Source organism: Fibrobacter sp. UWH4 (assembly GCF_900142475.1).
GTDB lineage: Bacteria > Fibrobacterota > Fibrobacteria > Fibrobacterales > Fibrobacteraceae > Fibrobacter.
Map to the genome: position 1 here is coordinate 353,722 of NZ_FRAY01000002.1, position 13,372 is coordinate 367,093.

Consider the following 13,372-nt stretch of genomic DNA (forward strand, 5'->3'; position numbering starts at 1 on the left):
GCCTTCGGCGCTTTGAGGTATGAGGTATGAGGTGTGGAGTGTGAAATGTGTAGTGAGAAGTGCGAGGCGATGAGTATGAAGTTTTGGAATGTTCGTAGGGTTGCTGCAGTTTTGCTTTCTGTTTTTGCAGCAAGTGCATTTGCGCAGTCGATGGCGGATGCGCAGAAGGCATACGTTGCCGGCAACTGGAAAGAAGCCGCCGCCGCATACGAAGCCGCTTGCCCGAAGGAACCAGATTCCCTGCGTGCCGAATGCTACCTGTGGAACGTTCTCGCCCTTTCGCAAACGGGAAGCGCCCAGTCGTTCAAGATTGCAGGCAAGCGCCTCGACAGCCTTATCCAGACGACCAATCCGCAACGCGCCATCTACGCCGACCTCATGATGACGAGCGCCCAGTTCAGGCTCTACCTTGGCAAATACGACAAGGCTGCCGAAGACTTGATCCAGGCCATAGAGACTTCGCACCCGCACCAGGCCGTCGTTCTCCAGAAAGTGTGTCAGGCCGTAAAAGCCAAAGTAAAGTCGGACGAACTCAATGACCGCTGCAACCTGCTGAACAATCCCGACTCGCTAGCAGCAATGCAAAAATCAAAGGCCGCCACAGTAGCCCCTGCCGAACCCGCAAAGGTTTCCGCCCCGGCTCCGAAAAAAGACTCTACCGTAGCCAAGCCCATTCAACCTCCTGTGGCAGACAGTACTTCCTCAAAGGTCGCCGAGCCCCCCAAGCCAGCCCCTGCAGTTGTTCCGACCGCCACCGCTACACCGACCGCAAACGTTCCTGCAGTCACCAAAGCCGAGCCCGCCCAGGAATACTGGACACTCCAGTTGGGCGCCTTCGGAACAAAATCCAACGCAGACCTGCTCGTCACCAACCTCAAAAAACAGAAAATTTCCTGCACCATCATCGAACAGCCACGGGCGGAACGGACTCTTTACCTTGTACAAACAGGGCGGTTTGAGACAAAGGAACAGGCCGTTGACTTCGCCGCAAACAAGCTTGTGCCCCTGAAAATCGAATACCAGCCCCTTCTAAAAAGATAAAATTGCACAAAAATGGGTATTTTTCTCTTATTTACCCTGCAAAAAAGCAAAAAGTGTTCTATATTTGTGCAAACCCCGCGCCGGGGTGGTGAAATTGGTAGACGCGCCGGACTCAAAATCCGGTACTCGCGAGAGTGTGAGGGTTCGATTCCCTCCCCCGGCATTAAAAACTGAAGGATGAAATTGATGGCGAATTGGTGCAAGATTCTCTCAACAGTGTTGCTGTGCGGCTCTATTGCGTTCGCCCAGTTCGATGACGAATCTTCCGAAGATTCATACTCTTACGGAGCATCTTCCGAAGCATCCGATGACGCATTTGCAAACGACGACGAAAACGTTGGAGAAGCAAAAGCTTCCGGAGACGAATGGCAGGGTTTCAACTACGAAGAAATGGGACTTACCCAGTGGGAATTCCAGCAGGCCAAGGAAGAAGGCGTGTCTAGGGACAAACTCACGAACCTTGTCGAAATGGGAATCCGCCCGTCCGAATATCTCCAAAAGCCCTGGGAAAAGCTTGGTGTTTCCGAAGAAGAATGGATTAGCCAGCGTTCCGGCGGACTTGAAGATGCCGATATTGACCGTTCTTATCGTAACAATGCCGGCGATCAGAGCTACGCTTACCTTTCCCTGTTGATCCCCTCGCTTTACCAGTGGCACAAGGATGAATCCATGAAGGCCATCTGGATGGACGCCCTTTGGGTGGGAAGCGTCGGAACAACGGTCTACCTCGCCACTGACGGAAACACGGCTTGGTGGTACGGCCTGATTTTTGTTGCCGCGGCCCACATCTGGTCTTTCGCTGACGCATTCTTCAGCACCCAGTGGGACAGCAACCCGGACGCAAACCGTTTCAGCTACGGAATCCTCCCCACTCCTGAAAATGGTGTCGCTGGATTCTTCAACGTAAAATTCTAAGCGCATCATGCAGCTAGAATTACTCAAAAGCAAAATTCATCGCGCAACCGTAACCGACGCCAACCTCAACTACGAGGGGTCGATTACCATTGCCCGCGATTTGATGGATGCAGCAAACATCCTCCCCTTCGAAAAGGTGGGCGTGCTTGACGTGAACAACGGCAACCGCCTCGACACCTATGTCATCGAAGGTCCTGCCGGTTCCGGCGTCATCTGCTTAAATGGAGCTGCAGCCCGCTTGGTCCAGCCAGGAGACTTGGTAATTATCGTTGCCTACGCCACTATGAGCGAAGACGAAGCCAAGACGTGGAAGCCCACCGTGATCCACGTGAACGCCAAGAACGAAATCGTGTAAACATTCAATCTCATTTTTTCTATCGAAAAATTTAAGGTCTGTCATTCCGTGACAGATCTTTTGTTATATATTTAGAGTAAACAAAATGGAGGATTAATTCATGCAAGCAAGCATTCTTTTCACAATCATCTTTTTCTTGGTGGTTTTTCTCGTCATCGTCTTCGTGATGTCGTATATCAAGGCCGCACCAGACGAAGCCATTATCGTTTCGGGGCTTCGAAAACTTCCGAAAGTCATCATCGGACGCGCAGGCCTTAGAATTCCCTTCTTTGAACGAGCCGACCACCTTTCTTTGCAATTGATTCAAATTGATGTAAAGACTGGAAGCCCGGTCCCGACAAAGGATTATATCAACGTTTCTGTCGACGCTGTTGTGACCGCCAAGATTTCGGATAATCCAGACCGTCTCAAGTCTTCGGCACAGAACTTCTTGAACAAGAAGCCCGAAGATATCCGTGCCATGATTGTAGACATTCTAGAAGGTAACATGCGCGAAATCGTAGGCCGCATGCAGCTGGTAGACCTTGTGGGTGACCGCAAGCAGGTTTCCGAACTTGTGCTCGAGAACGCCATTCCCGACCTTGAAAAGTTGGGTATCGTGGTTCAGACATTCAACATTCAGAATTTTGAAGATGCCAATGGCGTGATTGAAAACCTGGGCGTGGACAAGACCTCCGCCATCCGCAAGGCAGCCGCCATTTCTAAGGCTAACGCCGAAAGAGATATCAGCGTTGCCCAATCCCAGGCCAAGAAGGACGCCAATGACGCCGCCGTTGCCGCCGAACTTGAAATCGCCCAGAAGCAGAACGACCTCGCCGTGAAAAAGGCCAACCTGCAAAAGATTTCGGACACCGAAAAAGCGATTGCCGACGCCGCCTACGAAATCCAGAAGCAGACCCAGCAAAAGGCCATTAACGTTGCTCAGGCCGAAGCCGAAGTTGCCAAGCAGGAAAAAGAAATTGAAATTCGCGAACGCATGGTGACTGTGACAGAAAAGGAACTGAAGGCCCAAATTGAAAAGAAGGCCGAAGCTGAACGCCAGGCACAGATTCAGCGTTCCGAAGCGGAACTTTTCCAGCAGCAGAAAGACGCCGAAGCTGACCGTTACAAGGAGGAACAGCGCGCCAAGGCAATTAAACAGATTGCTGAAGCGGAAAAGGAAAAAGCTTTCGCCGAAGCCGAAGCCACCAAGGCAAAAGCCATGGCCGAAGCAGATGCAACAAAGGCAAAAGGTCTCGCTGAAGCTGAAGCGATCAAGGCTCAAGGCCTTGCCGAAGCTGAAGCGTTGAACAAAAAAGCCGAAGCCATGAAGCTGTACGGCGATGCTGCCCGACAGGAAATGCAGTTGAAGACCATCGAAAGATATTTCGAACAGATGCCGCAGATAGCCGCCGCAATCGCAAAACCCATGGAAAAGATTGGAAGCATCACCATGTACGGTGAAGGCAACACGGCAAAGCTCACGGGCGACATTACCAAGACACTCACGCAGGTCACCAACGGACTCACGGATTCCCTCGGTATCGATTTGCGCACGGTTCTCGGTTCTATGTTCGGAGCAAAACTTGCTGGCGTCACCAAGCCAGATAATACACCGGAGAACAAGAAGTAACTTGGCATGCGGTTATTGTTGCTAACAATAGTGTTTGTTGCATTTGCCTTTGCGGAAAATCCCGTAAAGGCAGATTCTGCGATTGTTACTACAGCTCCCAAAGACACCGTCGTTGATACGGTCTACATCGTTCCCGACGACGGCATTCCCTGGAACCGCGAGCATTTTGACCCCGAGCGCTTGGTGCGGCACGAAACATTCGACCCCGCGCTCAAAGTCGCCTACACCTACTCGGTGAGCTTTATGGGAGGAACCTTTGGGACTTTCGCCCAGCAGAGTTACATGGCGCACCTCGCCTACGAATTTTCACCGGAACTTCACTTGTACGCAAACGTGGGCCTCTGGATGCCGCTTTACTCGAACTTTCGCTTCGGCACGCCGATTGCCAAGGAAGATGTGCGGCAGGGCAACGTGGACATCATCCTCCCCGACATTGCGCTCGAATATAAGCCTAACGAAAACATGAGTTTCAGGCTGATGTTCGTGAACGAGAACGACGCCTTCAAGGCATACGGGCCCTACCGTCATTTTTACGGCGGATGCCCGTGGAGAACGAGTTATTACTGTAGGTAAGCGGAATGACAAGCATGGTGCATTTTTTCTAAATTTAAATAGGAAAATGTCCTTGATGTACGCCAAAACATTTCGTTTCTCTTTCGCCGCAATAGCCTTGATGGCTACATTGCTTTTTACGGGTTGCGAAGAGGAACAGAAAAAGGCGCCGGTAGAAAAGGTGGTGCGCACCTACAAGGGCGATGTCGAGGTGCTGAACAGCTGCGGAAAGCAGGGAGCGGCCGCCAAGATGCGCTCCTACCTGCGCGAAAACGGATTTGACGTCGTCAGTTCTAGAAACGATAGATTACAGAACTACGATGAAACCGTGTTGGTGCTCAGGAACCCCGAATGGGAAGGCGCCAAGGCGCTCGCCCGCGCGCTCAAGACGAAGAACGTACTCGTGGTCCACAGCAGCCGCGCCGTCGTAGATGCCGCCGTGTACATCGGCAAAGACTTTGAACAAATAATAGAACCCAAACAGGGAGAAACAGATGACAACGAATAAGCAAGAACCTCCCCAGTCCGTCCAAATGGGCGCAAGCATTTTGTTTGAGCTGCGCGCCCAGAACGTGCAGCTGATTGACCTGCGCGGCATCAAGGATGTCACGGATTATTTCCTCGTGGCGACCTGCGAAAGCGAAGCCCAGATGCAGGCGATTCTGAACGAACTCCGCAAGGAATTCAAGGCGAACAAGCTCCCTTCCGTGGGCGTGGAATACAAGGAAGGCGTGCGCTGGGCCGTGTTCGATGCGGGCCTCGACCTGATGGTTCACCTGTTCGAAGAAGAAAAGCGTAACGAGATTTCGCTTGACCGTCTCTATGCCGACGGCAAGATTGTGGAACTCGATGAAAATGACTTTGTAAAGACCACCGACAAGAAGGCCGACGACAATGAACTCGTTTGAGCAAGAAATCGCAGAAGCGCTCGCCGCTACCGGTTCCTTCGAGAAGGAAGCCGCATTCAAGCTTATCTCCGTGCCGCCTGACACCACCCACGGCAACTTCACCATTCCGTGCTTTTCGCTCGCGAAGGTGATGCGCAAGGCCCCGAAGATGATCGCCGAAGACCTCGCCGCACAGGTGAAGCTCCCGGCAGGCCTCTCGAAAGTGGAAGCCGTAAACGGCTACCTAAACTTCTTCATTGACCGCGGATTCCTCGCGAAGTCTACGCTCGAAGAAATCGCCGCCAAGGGTTTGGAATACGGTCACGCCGCACCGAACGGGAAGGTCGTCTGCATCGACTTCAGTTCCCCGAACATCGGTAAGGAACTGGCCTTCCACCACCTGCGTTCGACGATGATCGGAAACTCGCTTTCCCGCATCTACAAGGCCGCAGGCTACAAGGTGGAACGCATCAACCACCTCGGTGACTGGGGAACCGCATTCGGTAAACTGATTGTGATGTACCTGCGCGAAAATCGCCCGACGGACGACGCCACGCTCGATAGCCTCACCGTGAAGGAACTCAACATCCTTTACGCAGCATTCTCCAAGGCATCTAAGGAAGAGCCAGGCCTCGAAGACGAAGCGCGCGCCGCATTCACCAAGCTCGAACAGGGCGACGAATTCTACCGCAAGCTTTGGACCGCCTTCCGCGCCGCAACGCTCAAGGAACTCATGCGCATCTACGACATGATGGGCGTGGGCTTTGACCACTACACCGGCGAATCCTTCTTCGAAGACAAGATTCCGGCCATTCTCGACGAACTCCGCGAAAAGAACCTGATGGTCAAGAGCCAGGATTTGGACGTGGTGATGCTCGACGAATTCGACCTGAACCCTTGCCTGATCCGCAAGAGCGACGGATCTACCTTGTACGCCACCCGCGACCTCGCCGCCGCCTGCTACCGCAAGAAGGAATACAACTTCGACAAGTGCCTCTATGTGGTGGACCTCGGACAAGCGCTCCACTTCAAGCAGGTGTTCCACGTTTTGAAGAAGATGGGACGCGAATGGTACAAGGACATGTACCACATTCCGTTCGGCGTGATTCTGCAGCTGGTGGACGGCAAGTGGGAAAAGGGCAAGACCCGCACGGGAACTGCAAGCCTGCTTCGCGACGTGATTGAAGCCGCCCAGAAGAAGATTCTCGAATTCATCGACCAAAAGAATCCGGGCCTCGAAAACAAGGAACTCATCGCCCGCCAGATCGGCATTAGCGCCCTTACCTTCAACGACCTGAAGAACAGCCGCCTGAAGGACGTGCGTTTCGATTGGGATGCCGTGATGAGCTTCGAAGGCGATACCGGTCCGTATGTGCAGAACGCCCACGTGCGCCTCTGCAGCATTATGCGCAAGGCCGGCATTGAACGTGCCGATCTCGCCGCCGCAATCAAGGACGTGAACTTTGCCGAACTCGGCGACGATGCGGCCTACAGCCTCATCAACATCCTGTCGAAGAAGGGCAAGAAGATTCTGGATGCCGTGGCCGGTGACGAACCGAGCGTACTCGCCCAGTACGCCCTCGAAATCGCAGAAGCCGCGCACAAGTTCATCCACGAAGACCGCGTGCTCGGGAGCGCCGAAGAAAAGTCCCGCCTGTTCCTGGTGCAGGCAACACAGATTGTGCTCGAGAACGTGCTCGACCTGCTCGGACTCTTCCCGATTCGCCAGATGTAGTGCGCTTTGTGCACAGTAGACGGTAGGCAGTAAATTTGCTGCTCAACCGAAATCAAAAAACGAGAGCTTAAAGCTCTCGTTTTTTGTAGATCCCGTCGCTCACTACGTTCGCTCCAGGATGACATGCTAGTGAGAGCTTGTTTATTTCGTAAAACGTTTTAATTCCGTTCGTTTTCCGTCAGTAACGGCCACATGGTAAACACCTGCGGGCAGATTTCGCACATTCATAGCCGCCGTACGGAAGGCTTTGTAACGCATCACCTCGCGGCCCTGCAAATCCAGAACGCGAACAGTCGCGCCATTCTTAAGGTCACTCGCCAGTTCTACAAACAACATGTCGTTTGCATAATGGACTGAAGTTCCGTACACACTTGCATAGTTGCCCAAGTACGAAATCGCAGTCCTACCGGTATCCGTAACAGACGTATCTTTCTTCGTCGTATCCTTCGAAGGAACCACATCGTCCTTGCCAAGCAAACGCCACATCTGGTTCCATTCCCAGTCATTGGCCCAGCTCTGCACCACGCGCTCGCCGTCCGTAGTTGCACGCAAGTACATATTGCTGTGCTGCATCTTCATGCGCACCACGGAGCCTTCGTAGCCGGACTGCTTCTCCATGACAACCTTCTGATGACCGCCACCATTCCACTTGTACAGGCCCATGGTAATACCCGCTTCGGTAGATTCATTCGGAGTATCAATGGACAAGTCACCGAAGCCGAACCGGTAAGTTGTCGAAGAAAGCGGAGTAATCGTGACGACGGCAGCATCGGAATTGCAATCGCCGAGAGCAAGTTTGTCTTCTGCAGTTCTAACCATGCAAGTGCCAAAGTTCATCGAGAAAATGCGAACCGTATCGGGCTTCGCAGGTTTCGCCTGCCACACGCGCACCCAGTCCGCTTCAAAATAAGCAGGCTTGTCAGCCGTAATGGCGATGTCGTCGCCGGCCCAGCCGCCAATCGCCAGGTTCACGATAATGTACTGCGCCGAGAGCTGCTTGATTTCAGTCGGGCGATTGTAACTAGCAAACTTCTTGTCGTCAAAGTAAAAGCTTAAAGTAGATTCATCCCATTCCACGGCATAGTTGTGGAAGCCCGCAGAACGATCCACGTCGTCGTCCTTGTGGCCGCCAAAAGACGCCTCGTGGTCCCAAGCCGAACCATGGCTGTTATACCAGCTCGGGTCCGTGTAATGCAAGTAGTAATGGTGTTGCTTGCGCGAAGCGGGAATTTCCAAGATATCGATTTCGGGAGGCCAACCGTCTTGCAGAGTCCAGAAGGCAGGCCAAGTTCCTTTCTGCGACGGAGCCTTGAAGCGGCCTTCAATGTAACCGTACTTGACTTCGAAGTGTCCCTTGGTATCGATGGCTCCACTTGTGTAGTCTACCGGAATTTCTTTGTTGTTGAACTTCGCCTTTTTCCCGTTGGCATTCGGATGAACTTTCTTTTCGCCCTTCAGCTTGAGCGTACCGTCAGAGACAATCACGTTTTCTTCGGCACAGTAGGCGCGGTGGTTGTGCGTCGGCCCCCAGTTATACGTAGGGTTCCACTTTTTCTTGTCGAGGCTGGTGCCGTCGAAGTTATCCTCGAACACCTTTTCCCAGCCGCTAAAATTAGCGGGAGGATCAGCCAAGACCAAAGAGGCTGACAACGCCACCATACTTGATATAATAAAAAGCTTTTTCATATCCAACTCCAATCCTCACCCACAACACCAAAAAGCCGTAGGCATTATAAATATACCTACGGCTTCGCTTTTTTCAAAGTCAAAAGTTATTAACAAGCTGTCAAAAGACTCTATCTAGTGCGGCGCGGCAGTTCCGAGGCATGCTTTTCAAGCCACACGGCATCTTCGAGCGCGCGTTCGGCTTCGGCCGCCCAATCGGAATCCGGGAACTGCTGCACCACTTCGCGGTAACGCACCACGGCGCTGTGGAAGTCGCGGAGTTCGCGGTAGGCGTTGCCCAGCTGCAACATGGTAAAGTAGCGATCTTCGGGCTGCTGATCGGTCTCGAGCAGAGCCTTGTACATCTTGAGGGCGGACTCGATGCTACCTGCGCTGTAAAGCAGGTTTGCATTGGCAAGAGTCGGCGTACTAGACGGAGCATCCGCAATGTCAGCCACCTTCGGTTCTGCAACCGGGGCTTTGGCCACTTGCGTCGGCGCGGGTTCAACCGTTTTCGGCGCTTCGGCAGGCTCAGCAGCCTTTGAATCGGCAGCAGCAGATTGATTCTTACTTTCCTTTTCAGCCTTGATTTCAGCGATGCGGGCTTCGGCGGCAGCGCGGTACTTGGCGTTCGGCGCAGCCTTCTTCATATACGCGGCAAGGAACTTGAGTTCCTGATCGGACTTGTTGGACTTTTGTGCAATCTTTGCCAAGAAGAAGTTCGCGTCGTTGCCTTCTTCCTTGTATTCGAGGCCCTTCTTCAAGTTGAATTCAGCCTTGTCCATTTCGCCGAGTTCATAACGGGTAAGGCCCGCGTAGAAATACGCACCGGCGTGTCCCGGCTGCTTACGCAGCACTTCGCGCCACAGGGGGGCCGCTTCCTTGTACTTGCCTTCGGCGAAGAGAGCCTTTCCCTTTTCGAACGGGTCAGTCGGAAGCGCGGCAGATTCTTCTTTCACAGGTTCGGCAGCCTTGGTCTCGGCAACCTTTGCTGGCTCCGGTTTCGCCACCTCCGCAGTTTTTTCGACGGGCTTCGGTTCCGGAGCGGTTACCGTCTTCGGCGCCTCAGCTACAGGCGCGGCAGGAGCGGTCTCCGCCTTCGGAGCATCAGCCTTCGGAGCTTCGGTAGCAGCAGGAGTTTCCGCAGGAGCGGCGGCTTCCTGGACCGGTTCTGCGGCAACAGGATTGTTCTTCGGATCCTTCGCGCGTTCGGCATCCGCTTTTGCCTTCTGACCGAGGACCTCATAAACCTTGGCGGCACCTTCGTAGGCGGCGCTCATGGTCGGTTCAAACTTGTAAGCAAGGCGGTAGTTGGCAAGCGCCCCGCTGTAATCCTTCATTTTCATGCGAACTTGCGCGGCGGCAAAGTAAGCTTCGGCACTCTTCGGATTTTCGGCCAAGACGGCTCGGTATTCGCCAAGTGCCATTTCGAAATCACCCTTCGCCTCAAAACGGGCGCCCTGTTCCATTCGCGGGTCGGCACTGAACGACAGTCCCACCAAACAAGCCAATGCAATCGCAGAAATACGGATATTCATGTGTTCAATTTAGCAAAATTTACAGCAAAAACATTTTCCTTACGCCAAAGAAATACTACATTCAGGGTATGAGCAAAATTATCGCACGACTTCTTGTTGGGATTCTCGCCGCACTCGCCCTGAAACTGATCAGCACCCTGCTCCTGCCCACGGCAATTACCGAAAGCGAGAGTTTCGATGCCGTCATCAGCCTTTGCTATGCGGCATGCATCATCGTCCCGTGCGTCATCTATTTCGTAAAGGCTCCCCCGGAAAAGACAACCGAGGGTAAAAAAAACTTTTTTCTGACAACCTATCGTAACGATCGCCACAAAAAAAGCCCTCCTGCGGCGTAGCAGAAAGGCTCGTTGAAATTTATTAATTTGTTCTAGCTAAATCAGACGGAGGATTTCCTGGGCGGTCTGTTCTGCGAAGGTATTGTCCTGGACAAAACGACGCACCTCGGTCGGGTTGATTCGGGCGTATTCCGAAAGGGCACGACCGATACCGTTCCTAATGTAGTAATCGTCGTCCTTGGCGCAAGTCAGGCAGAACTCACGGAGCAGAGGCCAGTCGGTGCGGTCCTTGTACTGGATCTGGAAGATGATTGCGCTGCGGCGGACCCACACATTCGGATCGCGGATCCAGGATGCAATTTTACTGCGGAGCGCGGGGAGACGGAGAGCAAGGTCACCCAGGACGCATGCAGCGAGCGTATCGACCGTGTCGCGCCAAGCGCGGGTCTTGATGAGCTTTTTAAGGAAGGCAAGGTGCTGACCACCGAGCAGGGCCCTGTGACGGAACAGGTAGTCGCAGGCCGCATACTGAATTTCACGATACGGCTGTGCCCACATGTCCTCGACCCTGGCCACCAACTCGTCACCGTCTTTCGGCGGGTACTTGTCGAAAATGGGATAGGTCACCTCGCGGCGGGGAACAAGACGAATTCCAAGGAAGTCGAACTGTTCACGAGCCTTCTTAGACATTTCATGTGCCTCCTCCTCATTGGAGATGGCGCGGAGTGCAAGTAATATTTCTTGTGTAAACCGAAGCATGTTATGCCAAAAATAGTCCAAAAAAAATTTTTTTTCTAGGTCTTGACAAGCATTTTTTTTCATTTTTTTTAAATTTGGTCTGCATTTTTTACAATAAAATGACATTTTTTACTCTTGACAAGTTAAAAAAAGGCCAAAAAAACAGTTTTTATGCACCAAAATACGGCTACGGACACTCTAAAAACCATTGAAGTTCCCCCCGAATTACGGGGTCTTTCCGACGAAGAAATTATCCGGAATTCCGAAGAATTCCAGAAAAAATTTGAAGGGAGACGTAAAAACGGGGCGGCACGGCCTTCCAAGAGGGAACGACTTGCCCAGAAAGAAGAAAAAGCCAGGCGCGAGACCGAAAAAATCGCCGCTGAAATTTTCGGGAAGAGCCCTGTCCTGGGCAATATACCGAAAGCCATGTCTACGCCGTTTCCGCCAGTTACGCCCCTCAACGAACTTTCGAACGAAAAGCGAAAAATGCTCGAGGACGCCTTCTCGCCAAGCAGCAAGGGATACTCCCTTCTCAAAACCGACGAAAAGAGCGTGCACGACACCCCCCGTTCCATGATTTCGGAAATGCCTAAGCCCACTTCGGGAAGAGTCCTCAAGGTCTCTTTCGGTGCCAAGAACGGCCCCGCCCCCAAGGCTGTCATCGTCTCGGCGGCAGACCTCGCAAAGCAAAAAGCCGAAGAACGCGCCAAGAAAATCCAGGCGTTTTTCAGGGCCAAGCATCCGGAAGCGACTACGATGCCCGACGGCGCTCCCATCAAGCGCCCCCGCGGCAGGCCCCGCAAGAACCCCCTTTAGCACAAAATTTCGTTTACAAACAAAGAAATCTTTTAAAAAAAACTTATTTATATATGGCAATGGGACTGTTTGCCCCATTTTTTGTGTAGATTTATTTTGATATGAGTCAATTCAAGCTTATTTACCGCCCGTTGGGCACCATTCCCTGCTTCGTGATGCAACGCGACGACGGAGCCGAATTTGAAATTTTGAGCGGATTCGGCGGCGGGCTCAATGCCTGGCGCGTACCGGTCGAAGATCCGGAAAACTCTCACAGCTCCAAAATGCTCGACCTGCTCTACGGCTACAGGGACGAGCCGACACTCCGCAAGATTTCGCCCGACACCAATGCAGGTTGCAGACTCACACCGTTCCCCGGACGCACAGCTTACGCCCAGTTCAAATGGAAAGGCGAAACCTACAAGCTGGTCAACAACGTCAGCTGGGCGCCACATGCCCTGCACGGTTTTCTGCAAGATAAGGAATGGACTTTCGAAAGCTTTGAAAGCGACAGCGACAGTTGCACGGCTATTTTCAGCTGCGACTGGCCCGGCGCCTTTACAGGATTCCCTTTCCCCTACCGCGCCATCAACGAAATCACCTTTACGGGCGAAAGTGTCACGGTTACGGCAAGAGTCCAAAACATCGGCAAGGCGGAACTCCCCTATTCCGAAGGTTGGCACCCCTACTTTATGCTGGGCGAAAAAATCGACAACCTGACGATGACGCTCCCACGTAGCTCGCTTGCACTCCTGGACAGCGCCGACCTCCCCACGGGCAACTTCAAGGAAGATACGCGCTTCGTGGACGGTCGCAAGATTGGCGACGAATTCATCAACGACTGTTTCTGCCTCGAAAAGGAAGTGACGCAGCTGAAGGCGACCGATTCCGACTTCATCAACAATGTACACGCCTCACTCGAAAGCGACCGCTATACGCTTGACATTTGGCAAAAGGCCGGCATCGAACAGTACAACGCCATCCAGATTTACACGCCGCCCGACCGCATGAGCATCGCCATCGAACCCATGACCTCCGAACCCGACGCCCTGAACCACCAGCGTGGTCTGATCGTGATCCAGCCCGGTGAAGAACGGACATTCACGTTCGGGTTCCGTTTCCACGAAAAAACGGGTATCGAACTTTAAGCTTGAAACCGATTTAGCGCGTTTTTTACGCATTTTTTGCGAAAATCGCGTAAAAATATTTTTTCAGGATCCGTCTTTCGGGGCGGATTTTTTGTTGAGAAATACCCAACGAT

The 13,372-nt window shown here is 52.8% G+C and carries 14 protein-coding genes and 1 tRNA gene; 12 read left to right on the forward strand and 3 right to left on the reverse strand.

Going from position 1 to position 13,372, the window contains the following annotated elements; all coding sequences use genetic code 11:
* Positions 1-69 precede the first annotated feature (69 nt).
* From BUA93_RS04330 to argS, 9 genes are all read left to right on the forward strand, one after another.
* The gene (locus BUA93_RS04330; RefSeq protein WP_175547367.1) at positions 70-1,041 is read left to right on the forward strand and encodes an SPOR domain-containing protein; all 972 of its coding nucleotides are present in this window, start codon (positions 70-72) and stop codon (positions 1,039-1,041) included.
* A 79-nt stretch (positions 1,042-1,120) separates the two neighbouring features.
* Positions 1,121-1,204: transfer RNA gene (locus BUA93_RS04335), tRNA-Leu, on the forward strand.
* A 23-nt stretch (positions 1,205-1,227) separates the two neighbouring features.
* Positions 1,228-1,956: a hypothetical protein gene (locus BUA93_RS04340; RefSeq protein WP_072978115.1), complete on the forward strand. Its 729-nt coding sequence runs from the start codon at positions 1,228-1,230 to the stop codon at positions 1,954-1,956.
* Between the two features lie 7 nt (positions 1,957-1,963).
* Positions 1,964-2,311 carry an aspartate 1-decarboxylase gene (panD, locus tag BUA93_RS04345; protein WP_072800535.1) on the forward strand — a complete coding sequence of 116 codons (348 nt, stop codon included), beginning with the start codon at positions 1,964-1,966 and terminating at the stop codon, positions 2,309-2,311.
* A 100-nt stretch (positions 2,312-2,411) separates the two neighbouring features.
* Complete coding sequence (locus BUA93_RS04350; RefSeq protein ID WP_072977741.1) at positions 2,412-3,923, forward strand: SPFH domain-containing protein; 1,512 nt, start codon at positions 2,412-2,414, stop codon at positions 3,921-3,923.
* A 30-nt stretch (positions 3,924-3,953) separates the two neighbouring features.
* Positions 3,954-4,496: a hypothetical protein gene (locus BUA93_RS04355; protein ID WP_254793845.1), complete on the forward strand. Its 543-nt coding sequence runs from the start codon at positions 3,954-3,956 to the stop codon at positions 4,494-4,496.
* Positions 4,497-4,596: 100 nt separating this feature from the next.
* A complete protein-coding gene (locus BUA93_RS04360) occupies positions 4,597-4,983 on the forward strand; it encodes a LytR C-terminal domain-containing protein (protein WP_254793846.1) in 387 nt (128 codons plus the stop codon).
* Complete coding sequence (gene rsfS / locus BUA93_RS04365; RefSeq protein WP_072977746.1) at positions 4,970-5,383, forward strand: ribosome silencing factor; 414 nt, start codon at positions 4,970-4,972, stop codon at positions 5,381-5,383. Before BUA93_RS04360 ends, rsfS begins: the two co-directional genes overlap by 14 nt.
* Complete coding sequence (gene argS / locus BUA93_RS04370) at positions 5,370-7,097, forward strand: arginine--tRNA ligase (protein ID WP_072977748.1); 1,728 nt, start codon at positions 5,370-5,372, stop codon at positions 7,095-7,097. Before rsfS ends, argS begins: the two co-directional genes overlap by 14 nt.
* Positions 7,098-7,238: 141 nt before the next feature.
* Here the strand turns inward: argS and BUA93_RS04380 are convergent, their stop codons facing one another.
* Together BUA93_RS04380 and BUA93_RS04385 are read right to left on the reverse strand one after the other, a co-directional pair.
* The gene (locus tag BUA93_RS04380; RefSeq protein ID WP_083597116.1) at positions 7,239-8,783 is read right to left on the reverse strand and encodes a family 16 glycosylhydrolase; all 1,545 of its coding nucleotides are present in this window, start codon (positions 8,781-8,783) and stop codon (positions 7,239-7,241) included.
* A gap of 110 nt (positions 8,784-8,893) precedes the next feature.
* Positions 8,894-10,300: a tetratricopeptide repeat protein gene (locus tag BUA93_RS04385; RefSeq protein ID WP_072977750.1), complete on the reverse strand. Its 1,407-nt coding sequence runs from the start codon at positions 10,298-10,300 to the stop codon at positions 8,894-8,896.
* Positions 10,301-10,368: 68 nt separating this feature from the next.
* Between BUA93_RS04385 and BUA93_RS04390 the strand changes: the two genes are divergently transcribed.
* Entirely contained in the window at positions 10,369-10,635 is a 267-nt protein-coding gene (locus tag BUA93_RS04390) for a hypothetical protein (protein ID WP_072977752.1), read from the forward strand.
* 36 nt (positions 10,636-10,671) lie between these two features.
* On the opposite strand, the gene BUA93_RS04395 is transcribed toward BUA93_RS04390, so the two are convergent.
* Positions 10,672-11,334 (reverse strand): DNA alkylation repair protein, encoded by a 663-nt coding sequence (locus BUA93_RS04395; RefSeq protein ID WP_072978117.1) that lies wholly within the window; start codon positions 11,332-11,334, stop codon positions 10,672-10,674.
* Between the two features lie 408 nt (positions 11,335-11,742).
* Here BUA93_RS04395 and BUA93_RS15850 point away from each other — a divergent pair, with 408 nt between their 5' ends.
* Positions 11,743-12,132 carry a hypothetical protein gene (locus tag BUA93_RS15850; protein ID WP_139257755.1) on the forward strand — a complete coding sequence of 130 codons (390 nt, stop codon included), beginning with the start codon at positions 11,743-11,745 and terminating at the stop codon, positions 12,130-12,132.
* Positions 12,133-12,233: 101 nt separating this feature from the next.
* Entirely contained in the window at positions 12,234-13,259 is a 1,026-nt protein-coding gene (locus tag BUA93_RS04405) for an aldose 1-epimerase (RefSeq protein WP_072977755.1), read from the forward strand.
* Positions 13,260-13,372 lie beyond the last annotated feature (113 nt).